We start from the raw sequence: 14803 nt of genomic DNA, 5'->3' as shown, positions 1-14803 counted from the left end.
GGTCAGTGGCCGGTTTCGCCGCCGTTGTCCCTGCGGTCGAGGGCTCGCTGCAGGGCAGCGGCGGCGTTCGCGGCCGTGCTCTTGCGGTCGGACTCGCTCGTGCGGGGCGTGTGGCGGACGCGGCGGCGGAGGGTCGTCTCGGACATGGTGATCGACTCCTTGAGATCACAAACGATCGAAGGCGCCGGAAGGGGCGGGGAGCAGCGGGCCGCAGGGGTTGCCTGCATGGGGCACCGGCTCACGACCGCCATTCGCTGGATCGAGCGAGACGTTCGGCTTCTACAAAGTTAAGGGAGTCGGGCCGCTCTGTCTCCACAATTAGTCGGACTTCCTACTATCTGAGACGCGATCTTGAAGAACCGCTGGTGAGAGCGCTCTGAGCTCGCGGATCAGCGCGCGTACGGCGACCGTCCCGGCCAGCTCGGGCGTGGTGACGTACCCGACGGAACGCGTCGGGCGCTCCGGTCCGAGATCGGTGATCTCGACGGTGTCCGGTGCTCCGATCAGGGACAGCTGCGGCATGACGGCCATGCCGAAGCCACTGCTCACGAGCGAGAGCACCGCTCCGTCGTCCTCGGTGCGGACCGTGGCCGGCGGCAGCCACTCCTGCCGCTGCCACCAGTCACGGGTGTACGAGGTGCAGTTCTCCGTCCAGTCGACCAGCGGCAGCGAGCGCGGAGCCGCGTGCCCCGCCGGGTGCACCAGCGCGTACGCCTCCTCCACGAGCACGCCCCCGACCAGCTCGGGCGGTACGGGCGAGGACGTACCGATCGTCGCGACGGCCAGATCCGCCCGCCCGTCCAGCACCTCGCCGGCGGAGCCGCGCCCCACTTCCCTGACGATCCGCACCTCCGGCACGATCTCCGGGTGCCGCGCGGCGAGCCGCTCCAGGGCGGCCGGCAGCAGATGCAGCGCCGCACTGCGGAATGCCGCGATCCGCAGCGGACCCGCGGCCGTGACCGCGGCCGAGTCCGTCGCCGCGCCCCGCACCTCGGCCCGCATCACCTCGAGCAGCCGCAGCACGCGCCGGGCGTGGGCGACGGCCCGGGTGCCGGCGGCGGTGGGAGTGGCACCCTTGCGGCCCCGGTCGAAGAGGACGGCCCCGAGCTTGCGTTCACTGCCCCGCACCGAGTGCGAGACGGCGGACTGGGTCATGCCGAGGGCGGCGGCAGCGGCGGAGAAGCCGCACTCGCGCTCGACTGCGACGAGGATGCGGAGTTCGCCGATCTCGAGGTCCGGCATCGCGGGCATGGGGCTCTCACCTCGTGGTATGAGGGCTGTTCATGGACAACTGCGTTCCATGGGCGAAACCCTCTGCCCGGCCGGCGCATTCCTCCGTACGTTCCTGCGCATGACGACGCAGACCTCGCTCACCGTGCAGCAGACCGCCCGCCCCGACGGCTTCCCGGCCGCCGACCAGTTCGCCTTCGTCGAGGGCCCCGTACCCGAGCCCCGCCCCGGCACCGCCCTGGTCGAGAACCTGCTCTGGTCCGTGGACCCCTACCACCGCGGGGCGATGGACAGCGACGAGCTGTGGACCCTCAACTCCCCCATGGAGGGCCGCTCCATCGGCCGCGTCGTCGACTCGCGCGACCCCACGCTGAAGGAGGGCGACCTCGTCTTCCACCGCCACGGCTGGCGAACGCATGCGCTGGTGACACCCGGTGAGCACGGAACGCGGAAGATCCGTACGTACGAAGGCGTCCCGCTCTCGGCCCACTTGAGCATCCTCGGCGGCACCGGTCTCACCGCCTACGTGGCCCTCACCCGCACGCTGCGGCTCGCACCGGGCGAGGACCTCTTCGTCTCCTCGGCCGCGGGCGGCGTGGGCACGGCGGCGGGACGCATCGCCCGGCTGCTCGGGGCGGGCCGCATCGTCGGCAGTGCGGGCTCCGCCGCGAAAGTCGCGTACCTGACCGAACGGGTCGGCTACGACGCGGCCTTCGACTACCACGACGGTCCGGTCGAGGAGCTGCTGGCGAAGGCAGCGCCCGACGGCATCGACGCGTACGTCGACAACGTGGGCGGGGACCATCTGGAGGGCGCGATCGCATCGCTCCGCGGCTTCGGGCGGATCGCGTGGGTGGGGGCCGTGGCCCAGTACAACAGCAACGAGCCGCCGGCCGCGCCACGCAATCTCTTCGAGATCAACCACAAGAGCCTGCGCCTGGAGGGGGTGCTGGTGCGTCACCACACAGACCTTCAGGACGAGTTCGAGGACTTCCTCGTACCGCATCTGCGGAGCGGGCGGATCGGGCAGGACGTGACGGTGGTGGAGGGCTTCGAGCGGATCGTCGAGGCGTTCCTGGGGATGCTGCGCGGGGAGAACGTGGGGAAGATGCTGGTGGCCCGGGCCGGCCAGGGGGTGTCCGTGACCTGAGTCAGGGACACCCCAGGACACCGCCGGCCCCGCCGGAAGCCCTTGCGGTCAGAGCACGTCGCCGTCGCGCCAGTCGAAGAGCAGCCCGCCCGCGGCCGGGTCCGGGAGGGGGGAGCCGCCGGCCGGTCGGAGGAAGGCGGAGTCCTCCTCGTCCGGGAGGTGAACCACGCCGTCGGGGCCGAGTGCCTCGATCCGGCCGCGCCACAGCTGCCAGCCGCGCGCGGCGTACAGGGCGGCACCGTCGTCCGATGCGGACAGGGCGCCGAGGTCGTACGCCCCGTCGATCACCGTTTCCAGCGCGGCCAACACCCGGCCGCCCAGGCCCTGGCGGCGGCGGTCGGGGCGGACGCCGACCGCCTCGACGTAGCCGACGCGGTAGGAGCGGCCGGCGTGCAGCACGCGTCGCATGATCACGCTGCCGTGGGCGGCGATTCCGTCCCGGTCGCGGACGAAGGCGTGGATGCCGCCGAGCCCGTGTGTCCAGTCCTCGTCGGTGAAGTCGCCTTCGAAGGCGGCGTCGAGCATGGCCCGCATCTCGTCGAGCGCGGCCTTCGGCAGCTGGTACGTGTGCGCGGTGCTCAGGGACTCGGTCATGGGCGCCACTCTCGCGCATGACGGAACCGGCCCGCGAGGATTGACCTTCGATATCCGGTCGACCGGTTGAACGGCCGGGGCGGAGGCGTTCCGCCCCGGCCTCAGTGATCGACACTCGACGGCTTCCTGACCCCGAGGGCGGGCATGGACGCCGCCGGTCCTCGCGTCAGTACACGTTGACGCCGTACACCGCGAGCGCCTCGCGCACCGGCTGGTGGATCGCGGAGCCGTTCGTCCCCGTGCAGCCGGAGCTGCCGGAATGGACGCCGAGGGCGACCGAGCCGGCGAAGTGGGCGCCGCCGCTGTCACCTCCGGCGGAGCAGGCGGTCGTACGGACCATGCCGTGGACCGGACCGTCGCTGTAGTTGACGGTGACATTGACGGCGGCCGGCCGTTCCGGCCGGGGCACCTCACGCCCACGCCCTCAGGACGTGGCTTTCTCCAGCTCACGGGCGACCCGTCCCACCCAGTCCGTGAACTCGTCCCGATGGTGCGACGCACCCCCGCACAACGCCGCGACCTGCGGATCCGTGATTCTGTTCGGACCGGTCATGGTCAGCAGACGGTGCATCTCCCTCATCACGGAGGCCAGCCGCTGGGCATCGAGATGTTCGATCGCGTCGACCCCGTGGCCGGCGCCGAGAGTCGTGGAACCTGGCATGTCGTTCCTCCTGACCGCCTCGCCGAACCCCCTCCCAGCAGCGTAAGCCCGCCGAATGTGAGCCGCCCCCGGCCGGTCTGGGGGGACCGGCGGGGGGCGGAGTTCACGGGGTGCCGCTAAGGCTCAGCCCATGTGCGGGTAGCCGTAGTCGGTCGGCGGGACCAGGGTCTCCTTGATCGCGCGGGTCAGCGTCCAGCGCATCAGGTTCTGCGGCGCGCCCGCCTTGTCGTTCGTGCCGGACGCGCGGCCGCCGCCGAAGGGCTGCTGGCCGACGACGGCGCCGGTCGACTTGTCGTTGATGTAGAAGTTGCCCGCGGCGTACCGCAGCTTCTCCATCGTGTACGCGGTCGCGGCACGGTCACCGGAGATGACCGAGCCGGTCAGCGCGTACGCCGACACCGACTCCATCTGCTCCAGCATGGCCTCGTACTGGTCGTCCTCGTACACGTGCACCGCGAGGATCGGGCCGAAGTACTCGGTCGTGAATACCTCGTTCTCCGGGTCGTCGCACTCGATGACCGTCGGGCGGACGAAGTAGCCGACCGAGTCGTCGTACGTACCGCCGGCGACGATCGTGCAGCTCGTGTCCTCCTTCGCACGGTCGATCGCGGCCTTGTTCTTGGCGAAGGCACGCTCGTCGATGACGGCGCCGATGAAATTCGTCAGATCGGTGACGTCACCCATCTTGATGCCGTCGACCTCGGCCGCGAACTCCTCCTTGAAGCCCGAGTTCCAGATGGAGGCCGGGACGTACGCGCGGGAGGACGCGGAGCACTTCTGGCCCTGGAACTCGAAGGAGCCGCGCGTCAGGGCGGTCTTCAGGACGGCGCGGTCGGCGCTCGGGTGGGCGACCACGAAGTCCTTGCCGCCCGTCTCTCCGACGATGCGCGGGTAGGAGCGGTACTTCTCGATGTTGTTGCCGACCGTCTTCCACAGGTGCTGGAAGGTCTTGGTCGAGCCGGTGAAGTGGATACCGGCCAGGTCGGGGTGGTTCAGCGCGACCTCGGAGACGGCAATGCCGTCACCCGTGACCAGGTTGATGACGCCCTTGGGCAGCCCGGCCTCCTCCAGCAGCTCCATGAGCAGCACGGCGGCGTGGGTCTGGGTCGGGGACGGCTTCCAGACCACCACGTTGCCCATCAGCGCCGGGGCGGTGGGCAGGTTGCCCGCGATGGCCGTGAAGTTGAACGGCGTGATCGCGTAGACGAAGCCCTCCAGCGGGCGGTGGTCGAGGCGGTTCCACACACCCGGGGAGTTGGCCGGCGGCTGCTCGGCCAGGATCTGACGGGCGTAGGCGACGTTGAAGCGCCAGAAGTCGACGAGCTCGCACGGGGTGTCGATCTCGGCCTGCTGCGCGGTCTTCGACTGGCCCAGCATGGTGGAGGCGGCCAGCGTCTCGCGCCAGGGGCCGGCCAGCAGCTCGGCGGCGCGCAGGATGATCGCGGCGCGGTCGTCGAACGACATCGCGCGCCACGCCGGGGCGGCCGCGAGGGCGGCGTCGATCGCGTCCTGCGCGTCCTGCTGGGTGGCGCCGCGGAAGGTGCCGATGACGGCCTGGTGGTTGTGCGGCTGGACGACCTTGAACTCCTCGCCGCCGCCCAAGCGCTTCTCGCCGCCGATGGTCATCGGGAGGTCGATGGGGTTCTCGGCCAGCTCCTTGAGCTTGGTCTCCAGACGCGCGCGCTCGGCGGTTCCGGGGGCGTAGCCGTGCACGGGCTCGTTGACGGGGGTGGGGACCTGGGTCACAGCGTCCATGAGTTCCGTAACTCCTTTTGAGAGGGGTGGGAGGGCTCAGTCCTGGGGCCCTGGGGTCAGTTCTTGGTGATCATCGACCGGACGAAGAAGAGCAGGTTGGCCGGCTTCTCGGCGAGGCGGCGCATGAAGTAGCCGTACCAGTCGGTGCCGTACGCCGTGTAGACGCGCATCCGGTGGCCCTCGGCCGCCAGCCGGAGGTGCTCGTCGCTGCGGATGCCGTACAGCATCTGGAACTCGTACTCGTCCATTTTGCGCCCGGCGCGGCGCGCGAGCTCCTGTGTGACGGCGATGAGTCGCGGGTCGTGGGACCCGATCATCGGGTAGCCCTCGCCCTCCATCAGGATCTTGAGGATGCGGACGTACGCCTTGTCGATCTCGGCCTTGTCCTGGTATGCGACGGAGGCGGGCTCCTTGTACGCGCCCTTGACGATGCGGACGCGGCTGCCGTTCGCGGCGAGGCGGCGGGCGTCGTCCTCGGTGCGGAACAGGTACGCCTGGATCACGCAGCCGGTCCGGGGGAAGTCCTTACGGAGCTCCTCGTGGATGGCGAACATCGAGTCGAGGGTGGTGTGGTCCTCGGCGTCCAGGGTCACCGTGGTGCCGATCGCGGCGGCGGCCTCGACGACGGGGCGGACGTTCGCGAGCGCCAGCTCGTGGCCGCCCTCCAGGGACTGGCCGAACATCGACAGCTTGACCGACATCTCGGCCTTCGTGCCCAGGCCGAGGTCCTCGAGGCGGTCGATCAGCTCGAGATAGGCGTCCCGTGCGGCGGCAGCCTGCTCGCGGGTGGTGATGTCCTCGCCCACGACGTCCAGGGTGACCTCGAGGCCCTTGGCGGTCAGGTCCGCGACGATCGGGATGACCTGGTCGACGGTCTCACCGGGAATGAAACGGTTGACCACCGGCTTGGTCACGGGGGCGGCCGACACAAGACGGCGCATCTTGTCGCTGCGCGACGCGGCGAGGATCACGGGACCCAGCACGGGGCACCTCCTACGGGGAGACGAACGGGACCGGACCGGGTCGAAGCGGAACAGATCGCTACAGATCAGGTACGGCACGGAGAACCACCGTGAAACCTAAATATCGCTCCGATGCTCGGCCATCGACAGCTGTCACGCATCCGGGCCCAGCTCTTCAGACATCTGTCTGAAGAGGCGCCCGACCGGTGCGAGAATGTCCGGGTGAAGGGCGATTACCAGGAACTGGTGGACGAGATCTCGGGGCTGCTCGGCGCCCCGGCGACCCTCGAGAACCGGGACTTCGAACTGATCTCCTTCGGCGCGCACGACAGCGACGACGACAGCGCCATGGATCCGGTCCGTACACGCTCGATCCTGACCAGGAAGTCCACTCCGGCGGTGCGCGCCTGGTTCGAGGGCTTCGGCATCGCCCGGGCGACCGGTCCCGTGCGGATTCCGGCCGCCCCGGAGGCCGGGGTCTTCCGCGACCGGATCTGCCTGCCGGTCCGCCATCGCGGGATCGTCCTCGGCTATGTCTGGCTCCTCGACGCGGAGCCGGGCCCCACGCACACCCAGCTGGCCGCGGCCATGGAGGTGGCCGAGCGGATCGGCGGGTTCCTCGCGGACGAGGAGCGGGCCGGCACCGACCTGTCGCGGGAGTTCCGCGCCGTGCTCACGGCCGAGCGCGGCTGGCAGTACGACATGGCGGTGGCCGCTCTGCAGTCGGCCCTGGGCCCGACCTCGGAGGGTCTGCACGCGGTGGTGTGCGTCGCTCCGTGGCCGTCGGGGGACGCGCCTTCGGTGCGTACGGTCCCGGGGGCGTCGGCGCTGTGCACGGTCCAGTGGGTGGCCGCGGCTCCTGCCCCGACCGCGGCCGCCGCGGCCTTGACTCCGGGCCCGAACGGGGCCGGAGCGGCCCAGCTGGTTCGCGACAGCGGCCGTCATGCGCTGGCCGCGCTGGTGCGGCTGCGGGCCGCCGGTGCGCTCGCGCCCGCCGTCACCGCCGCGAACCGGCTGAGCGGCACCGCCGGCAGCGACGCCGTCGCGGGCATCGCCCTCCCCCGCCGGGGCATCGGCGACCTCCACACCTCCTGGCGCGAGGCCGCGTCCGCAGCCCGCGCTGCCCTCGCCCAGCCACGCCTCGGCACGGTGGCCGACTGGGCCTCGATCGGCCCGTACCGGCTGCTGACCGCGCTCCCGCAGGCCCCCTCCCCCGACCCCGCGATCGGCCCCCTGCTCGCCCCGGCACACGCCGAACTGGCCCGTACGGCCGAGGTGTTCCTGGACTGCGCGGGCCAGGCGGGCCGCGCGGCCTCGACCCTCGGCATCCATCGGCAGACGCTCTACTACCGCCTCTCGCGCGTCGAGCAGCTGACGGGGCTCGACCTGGACGAGGGCGAGGACCGCCTGCTGCTCCACATGGCCCTCAAGGCGGCGCGGCTCCAGCCGGGCCCCTAAGCCCTGCGGACCACCGCGCTGCGGACCGCCTTGTCCTGGATGCCACCGCCGTTCGGGCTCAGGGTGATCATCGAGACGTTGGCGGCGCAGAGTACGGGAACGCCGGTGACCACGAGGTTGGTGAGGTGGCGGATCACCGCCGCGCCGTACCCGAGGCGTCCTCCGTCACCGAGGCGCACCACCTCCAGGCCCAGCACGCGCTTGCCCACGGTGCCTCCCCAGCGCGAGACGCTCAGCGGGGAGTAGAGGAGGACGAACGCGAGCACCCACAGCCCCGCGGCTGTGCGCCAGATCGTGCGCGCGTCGCCGTCGGGGACGTCGAGGTCGATGAGTATCCGGTCGAGCCCGAGGAGGGGCACGAGGACCACCAGGACGGCGATGGGCAGATCGACGGCCACAGCGGCGCAGCGGCGCATGAGGCTCCCCGGGGAGCCGGGACCGGTCGCCGAGACGTGCCCCACCGAGGGGAGAGGGCCGAGGTCATGGCCGGAGGACAGTGGGCCGAGCGTCATCGTGGCACTTGCTTTCGATCGTGATCGCGCGTGAATTCCGGTGCCTCCGCAGGAAGCCCCCGGACACCAACCGCAGATTGAAGCCTCTTCGGATTCTCTCCGGCATCACTTTGTTGACCCGATTCACAGCAGTACGCCTCGTGACCATGGAACTCATCGCCCCCCGCGATAACCAGCCTCAGCGGCGAAGGCGCACCACAGAAATCCCGCCGTTTCCGGTCCGGTCTGGCCCGCTGGTCAACTGCCGCGCCCTGGCCGTCAATCGGTCCGGGCCGCAGCACCCCTCGCGCTGCCCGCCCAGGCCGATGAGCCCGCACGGTGCGGCGGGCGTGGGCGCGCCGTACGGCCGGCGGCGCCGAGCGTCAGCCCTTCTCCCCCATGATCACCTTGAGGCCCTCGGTGAGGTCCTTCGCGGAGGGCGCCGTCTCCGGGTCGACCAGCCACTGGATCATCACGCCCGCCACCAGCGCCTGGACGAGCAGCCCCGCCGCGCGGGCCTTCTCGGGATCGGCCTCCGGGTCGATCCCGAGGAAGGCCTCCGCCATGCCGAGCCGGCCCTCCCGCTGCGGCTCCTTGATCGCCTCACGCAGCACCTCGTCGTCATCGAGCCGGGTGACGACCTCCAGCTGGAGCTTCCAGACCTTGCGGCTCTCCTCGAAGGCCGCGATGACCTTCTCCCAGACGCCCTCGAAGCGGTCGTACGGGTCGGCCGGCGCACTGCCCGCACCCTCGGTCCTCGCGGGCCCGACCGCCTCGCCCCACTCCTCGGTCAGCGCCAGGAACGCCTGGTGGAGCAGGGCGTCCTTGGAGCCGTAGTGGTAGCCGATGGAGGCGAGATTGGTGCCGGACGCGGCAACGATGTCGCGCGCGGTGGTCCGGCCGTAGCCCTTCTCCAGCAGGCAGCGCTTGGCGCCTTCGAGCAGATCTTCGCGGTGTCCCATGAAAGCAGCGTACCCGGTCGTTAGACGCTTGTGTAAGACGCGCGTCTAACGACCGGGTACGGAGATCAAAGGCCCGGCAGGACCGGGCGGCCGGTTCAGTCGATCAGGTTCACCGAACGGGCCGACGTCGCGCCGATCTCCTCGGCGATCTCGTTCAGCACGGACTGCGGCACGGTGTCGTCGACGGTCAGCACGACCAGCGCCTCGCCGCCCTCCTCCTGCCGCGAGACCTGCATACCCGCGATGTTCAGCCCGGCCTCGCCGAGGATCCGGCCGACCGTGCCGACGACACCCGGACGGTCCTCGTAGCGCGCCACCACCATGTGGTCGGCCAGCGCCAGATCGATGTCGTAGTCACCGACGGCGACGATCTTCTGGAGGTGCTTGGGGCCGGCCAGCGTGCCGGAGACCGCGACCTCCTCACCGTCCGAGAGCGTGCCGCGCACGGTCACCACATTGCGGTGGTCCGGGGACTCCGAGCTGGTGGTGAGGCGGACCTCGACGCCACGCTCCTGCGCGAACAGCGGGGCGTTCACGTACGACACGGTCTCGTCGACCACGTCCTCGAAAACACCCTTCAGCGCGGACAGTTCGAGCACCTTGACGTCGTGCTGCGTGATCTCGCCGTACACCTCGACGTCGAGACGCACCGCGACCTCGCCCGCCAGCGCGGTGAAGATCCGGCCGAGCTTCTCGGCGAGCGGCAGACCCGGGCGGACGTCCTCGGCGATGACACCGCCCTGGACGTTGACCGCGTCCGGCACCAGCTCACCGGCGAGCGCGAGGCGCACCGACTTGGCGACCGAGATGCCGGCCTTCTCCTGCGCCTCGTCCGTGGACGCACCGAGGTGCGGGGTGCAGACGACCTGGTCGAACTGGAACAGCGGGGAGTCCGTGCACGGCTCCGTCGCGTACACATCGAGGCCCGCGCCCGCGACCCGGCCCTCCTTGAGCGCCGAGTACAGCGCCTCCTCGTCGACGATCCCGCCGCGCGCGGCGTTGACGATGCGGACGGTCGGCTTGACCTTGTGCAGCGCCTCGTCGCCGATCAGACCGAGCGTCTCGGGGGTCTTGGGGAGGTGGACCGTGATGAAGTCCGAGACCTCGAGGAGCTCGTCGAGGGTGAGCAGCTTGACGCCCATCTGCGCGGCGCGCGCGGGCTGTACATACGGGTCGTACGCGACGATCTTCATGCCGAAGGCGGACATCCGCTGGGCGACCAGCACACCGATACGGCCGAGACCGACGACGCCGAGCGTCTTCTCGCTGAGCTCCACGCCCGTGTACTTCGAGCGCTTCCACTCGCCGTTCTTCAGGGCCGTGTTGGCCTGCGGGATGTTGCGCGCGGTGGCGACGATCAGACCGCAGGCGAGCTCGGCGGCGGTCACGATGTTGGACGTCGGGGCGTTGACGACCATCACGCCGGCCTTGGTGGCGGCGGAGACGTCCACGTTGTCCAGACCGACACCGGCACGGGCGACGACCTTGAGCCTGCCGGCGGCGGCGACGGCCTCGGCGTCGACCTTGGTCGCGGAGCGGACGAGGATCGCGTCCACGTCGGCGATGGCAGGAATCAGCTCGGCGCGGTCCGCGCCGTTGCAGTGCCGGATCTCGAAGTCCGGACCGAGCGCGTCCACCGTCGCGGGCGACAGCTCTTCGGCAATGAGTACAACGGGTTTACGGGTCGCAGTGCTCACGTGAGTCCTCACTGGTCCAATGCGGACGGCCGTCCCGACGGCCGCTGGCGGTGGAGGGGCTAGCCGCGTGGAAGACGCACGACGCTGTGGGCCTGACCTGACGCGTATGTGTTGACCACTCTAGTGGTGTGGAAAGGCTGGTTTTCCGCCTCGGCGGAAGGATCACCCGTCCGGGGTTGGACTCGTTGTCCAACGGAAAGCGGCGGGCCCCGGAAGGCCCGCCGCACAGAGGCCTAGGCCTCCTCGTTGTCCACCCAGCTCATGAGCTTGCGAAGCTCCTTGCCGGTGGTCTCCAGCAGGTGGTTCTCGTCCTGCTTCTTGTACTCGTCGTACTTCTTCAGACCGCCGTGGTACTCGTCCATCCAGTTCTTGGCGAACGTGCCGTCCTGGATCTCGGCGAGGACCTTCTTCATCTCGGCCTTGGTCTGGTCCGTGATGATGCGCGGGCCCGTGACGTAGTCGCCCCACTCGGCGGTCTCGGAGACCGACCAGCGCATCTTCCCCAGGCCGCCCTCGTACATGAGGTCCACGATCAGCTTCAGCTCGTGGAGGCACTCGAAGTACGCGATCTCCGGCTGGTAGCCGGCCTCGACCAGGGTCTCGAAGCCCGCCTTGACGAGCGCCGAGGCACCGCCGCAGAGCACGGCCTGCTCGCCGAAGAGGTCGGTCTCGGTCTCCTCGGTGAAGGTCGTCTTGATGACACCGGCACGGGTGCCGCCGATGGCCTTGGCGTAGGAGAGGGCCAGGGCGAAGGCGTTGCCGGTCGCGTCCTGCTCGACAGCGGCGATCGCGGGGACGCCGCGGCCCTCCTCGTACTGGCGGCGGACCAGGTGGCCCGGGCCCTTCGGGGCGACCAGGGCGACGTCCACACCGGCCGAAGGCTTGATGAAGCCGAAGCGGATGTTGAAGCCGTGGGCGAAGAACAGCGCGTCGCCGTCCTTCAGGTTGTCCTTGATGGACTCCTCGTACACCTGGGCCTGGATCGGGTCCGGGATGAGGATCATGATGACGTCGGCCTCGGCGGCGGCCTCCGACGGCGTCACCACGCGCAGGCCCTGCTCCTCGGCCTTGGCCTTGGACTTGGACCCCTCGTGCAGACCGACGCGGACGTCCACACCGGAGTCACGGAGCGACAGCGCGTGGGCGTGGCCCTGGCTGCCGTAACCGATGACCGCGACCTTGCGGCCCTGGATGATGGACAGGTCGGCGTCGTCGTCGTAGAACAGCTCGGCCACTGGGTTTCTCCTTGGGTGTACTGGTGTTGCGTCCCACCGTACGGCGGGGAGGGACGAGGGGGATCGAGGGTCTCGGTATCCGGGCGGCGTGCCGCTACGCGCTGCGGTCGAGGGCCCGGAGGCTGCGGTCCGTGATGGACCGCGCGCCACGCCCTATGGCGATCGTGCCGGACTGGACCAGCTCCTTGATGCCGAACTGCTCCAGCATCTTCAGCATGGCGTCGAGCTTGTCAGTCGATCCGGTGGCCTCGATGGTGACGGCCTCGGGCGAGACGTCGACGGTCTTGGCGCGGAAGAGCTGGACGATCTCGACGATCTGGGAGCGGGTCTCGTTGTCGGCGCGGACCTTCACCAGGACGAGCTCGCGCTGGATCGCGGCGCTGGGCTCCAGCTCGACGATCTTCAGCACGTTGACCAGCTTGTTGAGCTGCTTGGTCACCTGCTCGAGCGGCAGGTCCTCGACATTGACCACGATCGTGATGCGGGAGATGTCGGGGTGCTCGGTGACGCCCACGGCGAGCGAGTCGATGTTGAAGCCGCGGCGGGAGAACAGGGCGGCGATCCTGGCCAGGATGCCCGGGGTGTTCTCCACCAGGACGGAGAGCGTGTGCTTGGACATGGTCGTGGTGTCTCTCTCTGCTCGCTCAGTCGTCTTCGTTGTCGCCGAAGTCGGGGCGGACGCCGCGCGCGGCCATGACCTCGTCGTTGGAGGTGCCGGCGGCGACCATCGGCCACACCATGGCGTCCTCGTGGACGATGAAGTCGATCACGACGGGGCGGTCGTTGATCGCGTTGGCCTCGGCGATGACCTTGTCCAGATCGGCCGGGTCCTCACAGCGCAGGGCGACACAGCCCATGGCCTCGGACAGCTTGACGAAGTCCGGGACGCGGGTGCCCTTGCGGGGCGCCCGGCTCGCGCCGACCTGGGAGCCGGCGGTGTGGTGACCGGTGTCGTCGGCGTGCAGGACGGTGCTCGAGTACCGCTCGTTGTAGAACAGGGTCTGCCACTGGCGGACCATGCCCAGCGCCCCGTTGTTGATGATCGCGACCTTGATCGGGATGTCGTTCAGCGCGCAGGTGACCAGTTCCTGGTTGGTCATCTGGAAGCAGCCGTCGCCGTCGATCGCCCAGACGGTGCGGTCCGGCATGCCGGCCTTGGCGCCCATGGCGGCCGGGACGGCGTAGCCCATGGTCCCGGCGCCGCCGGAGTTCAGCCAGGTGGCGGGCTTCTCGTAGTCGATGAAGTGGGCGGCCCACATCTGGTGCTGGCCGACGCCGGCCGCGTAGATCGTGCCCTCCGGGGCGAGCTGGCCGATGCGCTGGATGACCTGCTGCGGGGCGAGGCTGCCGTCCTCCGGCGTCTCGTAGCCGAGCGGGTAGGTCTCGCGCCAGCGGTTGAGATCGTTCCACCAGGCCGTGTAGTCGCCGGTGTTGCCCTCGTTGTGCTCGGCCTGGACGGCCTGGACCAGGTCGGCGATGACCTCGCGGGCGTCACCGACGATCGGGACGTCCGCGGCGCGGTTCTTGCCGATCTCGGCCGGGTCGATGTCGGCGTGGACGATCTTGGCGTACGGGGCGAAGCTGTCCAGCTTTCCGGTGACGCGGTCGTCGAAGCGGGCGCCGAGGGCGACGATCAGGTCGGCCTTCTGCAGCGCGGTGACGGCGGTGACCGCACCGTGCATGCCCGGCATTCCCACGTGCAGCGGGTGGCTGTCGGGGAAGGCGCCCAGCGCCATCAGGGTGGTGGTGACGGGGACGTTGGTGAGCTCCGCGAGGACCTTCAGCTCGGCGGTGGCGCCGGCCTTGAGGACGCCGCCGCCGACGTACAGGACGGGGCGCTTGGCCTGCGTGATCAGCCTTGCCGCCTCGCGGATCTGCTTGGCGTGCGGCTTGGTGACCGGCCGGTAGCCGGGGAGGTCGGTCTGCGGCGGCCAGCTGAACGTGGTCTGCGCCTGCAGGGCGTCCTTGGCGATGTCGACGAGGACCGGTCCCGGACGGCCGGTGGAGGCGATGTGGAAGGCCTCGGCGATCGTCCTCGGGATGTCCTCGGCCTTGGTGACCAGGAAGTTGTGCTTGGTGATCGGCATCGTGATGCCGCAGATGTCCGCCTCCTGGAAGGCGTCCGTGCCGATGGCCCTGCTGGCCACCTGGCCGGTGATCGCGACCAGCGGGACCGAGTCCATGTGGGCGTCGGCGATCGGCGTGACCAGGTTGGTGGCGCCCGGGCCTGAGGTGGCCATGCACACGCCCACCTTGCCGGTGGCCTGCGCGTAGCCGGTGGCGGCGTGGCCCGCGCCCTGCTCGTGGCGGACCAGGATGTGGCGGACCTTGGTCGAGTCCATCAGCGGGTCGTACGCCGGGAGGATGGCACCGCCGGGGATGCCGAACACGGTCTCGGCCCCGACTTCCTCGAGAGAGCGGATGAGGGACTGCGCGCCCGTGACGTGCTCAACGGTGGCGGAGGTCTGTCCGCCGGTGCGGGCCCGCGGCTGCGGATGGTGGGCCCCGGTGGCCTGCTCGGTCATCGGCATTCTCTTCTCGAAGCTGAGGGTTTTTGCGGGTCTCGAAGCTGGGGTTCGTGCGGGGTTTTGCGGGGATTTAGGAAGAT

14 protein-coding genes and 1 pseudogene are annotated in these 14803 nt (G+C 70.0%); 2 read left to right on the top strand and 13 right to left on the bottom strand.

Translation table 11 applies throughout. From position 1 onward, the window contains the following. Window positions 1–2: 2 nt before the first annotated feature. Window positions 3–146: a hypothetical protein gene (locus tag ACFV9O_RS04200; RefSeq protein WP_385412052.1), complete on the bottom strand. Its 144-nt coding sequence runs from the start codon at window positions 144–146 to the stop codon at window positions 3–5. Between the two features lie 172 nt (window positions 147–318). After that, the gene (locus tag ACFV9O_RS04195; protein WP_385412480.1) at window positions 319–1242 is read right to left on the bottom strand and encodes a LysR family transcriptional regulator; all 924 of its coding nucleotides are present in this window, start codon (window positions 1240–1242) and stop codon (window positions 319–321) included. 109 nt (window positions 1243–1351) lie between these two features. Between ACFV9O_RS04195 and ACFV9O_RS04190 the strand changes: the two genes are divergently transcribed. Further along, window positions 1352–2380 carry a zinc-binding dehydrogenase gene (locus tag ACFV9O_RS04190; protein WP_385412050.1) on the top strand — a complete coding sequence of 343 codons (1029 nt, stop codon included), beginning with the start codon at window positions 1352–1354 and terminating at the stop codon, window positions 2378–2380. A 48-nt stretch (window positions 2381–2428) separates the two neighbouring features. Here the strand turns inward: ACFV9O_RS04190 and ACFV9O_RS04185 are convergent, their stop codons facing one another. The 5 genes and pseudogenes from ACFV9O_RS04185 to ACFV9O_RS04165 form a co-directional block, all read right to left on the bottom strand. Then, window positions 2429–2974 carry a GNAT family N-acetyltransferase gene (locus ACFV9O_RS04185; RefSeq protein ID WP_385412049.1) on the bottom strand — a complete coding sequence of 182 codons (546 nt, stop codon included), beginning with the start codon at window positions 2972–2974 and terminating at the stop codon, window positions 2429–2431. A gap of 166 nt (window positions 2975–3140) precedes the next feature. Beyond that, window positions 3141–3359: pseudogene (locus tag ACFV9O_RS04180) on the bottom strand (trypsin-like serine protease); the annotation flags it as partial. 39 nt (window positions 3360–3398) lie between these two features. After that, window positions 3399–3635, bottom strand: a complete 237-nt coding sequence (locus tag ACFV9O_RS04175) for a hypothetical protein (RefSeq protein ID WP_385412046.1) — start codon at window positions 3633–3635, stop codon at window positions 3399–3401. 123 nt (window positions 3636–3758) lie between these two features. Beyond that, complete coding sequence (gene pruA, locus ACFV9O_RS04170; protein WP_385412043.1) at window positions 3759–5390, bottom strand: L-glutamate gamma-semialdehyde dehydrogenase; 1632 nt, start codon at window positions 5388–5390, stop codon at window positions 3759–3761. A gap of 56 nt (window positions 5391–5446) precedes the next feature. Then, window positions 5447–6373, bottom strand: coding sequence for a proline dehydrogenase family protein (locus ACFV9O_RS04165; RefSeq protein WP_385412041.1), 927 nt, complete (start codon window positions 6371–6373; stop codon window positions 5447–5449). 201 nt (window positions 6374–6574) lie between these two features. Here ACFV9O_RS04165 and ACFV9O_RS04160 point away from each other — a divergent pair, with 201 nt between their 5' ends. Beyond that, window positions 6575–7810: a PucR family transcriptional regulator gene (locus ACFV9O_RS04160; RefSeq protein WP_385412038.1), complete on the top strand. Its 1236-nt coding sequence runs from the start codon at window positions 6575–6577 to the stop codon at window positions 7808–7810. On the opposite strand, the gene ACFV9O_RS04155 is transcribed toward ACFV9O_RS04160, so the two are convergent. The 6 genes from ACFV9O_RS04155 to ACFV9O_RS04130 all read right to left on the bottom strand — a co-directional run bounded on the left by ACFV9O_RS04155 (window position 7807) and on the right by ACFV9O_RS04130 (window position 14726). After that, window positions 7807–8322: an RDD family protein gene (locus ACFV9O_RS04155; RefSeq protein ID WP_385412036.1), complete on the bottom strand. Its 516-nt coding sequence runs from the start codon at window positions 8320–8322 to the stop codon at window positions 7807–7809. The genes ACFV9O_RS04160 and ACFV9O_RS04155 overlap by 4 nt on opposite strands. Before the next feature lie 362 nt (window positions 8323–8684). Then, a complete protein-coding gene (locus ACFV9O_RS04150) occupies window positions 8685–9263 on the bottom strand; it encodes a TetR/AcrR family transcriptional regulator (RefSeq protein WP_385412033.1) in 579 nt (192 codons plus the stop codon). A gap of 95 nt (window positions 9264–9358) precedes the next feature. Then, on the bottom strand, window positions 9359–10960 hold the full coding sequence (serA, locus tag ACFV9O_RS04145) for a phosphoglycerate dehydrogenase (RefSeq protein ID WP_385412031.1): 1602 nt from the start codon (window positions 10958–10960) through the stop codon (window positions 9359–9361). Between the two features lie 233 nt (window positions 10961–11193). Next, on the bottom strand, window positions 11194–12195 hold the full coding sequence (gene ilvC, locus ACFV9O_RS04140; protein WP_385412028.1) for a ketol-acid reductoisomerase: 1002 nt from the start codon (window positions 12193–12195) through the stop codon (window positions 11194–11196). Between the two features lie 94 nt (window positions 12196–12289). Next, the gene (gene ilvN / locus ACFV9O_RS04135; RefSeq protein WP_385412025.1) at window positions 12290–12814 is read right to left on the bottom strand and encodes an acetolactate synthase small subunit; all 525 of its coding nucleotides are present in this window, start codon (window positions 12812–12814) and stop codon (window positions 12290–12292) included. 25 nt (window positions 12815–12839) lie between these two features. After that, entirely contained in the window at window positions 12840–14726 is a 1887-nt protein-coding gene (locus ACFV9O_RS04130; RefSeq protein WP_385412022.1) for an acetolactate synthase large subunit, read from the bottom strand. Window positions 14727–14803: the final 77 nt, after the last annotated feature.

The sequence above is a fragment of the Streptomyces sp. NPDC059909 genome, assembly GCF_042730885.1.
Lineage (GTDB): Bacteria > Actinomycetota > Actinomycetes > Streptomycetales > Streptomycetaceae > Streptomyces.
The sequence above is the reverse complement of the archived record's forward strand: the minus strand, read 5'-3'. Positions and strand labels throughout refer to the sequence as shown.

Excerpts from the sequence above, each read along its gene's own strand:
- ACFV9O_RS04200 (WP_385412052.1), bottom strand. The coding sequence starts at position 146 with ATGTCCGAGACGACCCTCCGCCGCCGCGTCCGCCACACGCCCCGCACG.
- ACFV9O_RS04195 (WP_385412480.1), bottom strand. The coding sequence starts at position 1,242 with ATGCCGGACCTCGAGATCGGCGAACTCCGCATCCTCGTCGCAGTCGAG.
- ACFV9O_RS04190 (WP_385412050.1), top strand. The coding sequence starts at position 1,352 with ATGACGACGCAGACCTCGCTCACCGTGCAGCAGACCGCCCGCCCCGAC.
- ACFV9O_RS04185 (WP_385412049.1), bottom strand. The coding sequence starts at position 2,974 with ATGACCGAGTCCCTGAGCACCGCGCACACGTACCAGCTGCCGAAGGCC.
- ACFV9O_RS04175 (WP_385412046.1), bottom strand. The coding sequence starts at position 3,635 with ATGCCAGGTTCCACGACTCTCGGCGCCGGCCACGGGGTCGACGCGATC.
- pruA (WP_385412043.1), bottom strand. The coding sequence starts at position 5,390 with ATGGACGCTGTGACCCAGGTCCCCACCCCCGTCAACGAGCCCGTGCAC.
- ACFV9O_RS04155 (WP_385412036.1), bottom strand. The coding sequence starts at position 8,322 with ATGACGCTCGGCCCACTGTCCTCCGGCCATGACCTCGGCCCTCTCCCC.
- ACFV9O_RS04150 (WP_385412033.1), bottom strand. The coding sequence starts at position 9,263 with ATGGGACACCGCGAAGATCTGCTCGAAGGCGCCAAGCGCTGCCTGCTG.
- ilvN (WP_385412025.1), bottom strand. The coding sequence starts at position 12,814 with ATGTCCAAGCACACGCTCTCCGTCCTGGTGGAGAACACCCCGGGCATC.
- ACFV9O_RS04130 (WP_385412022.1), bottom strand. The coding sequence starts at position 14,726 with ATGCCGATGACCGAGCAGGCCACCGGGGCCCACCATCCGCAGCCGCGG.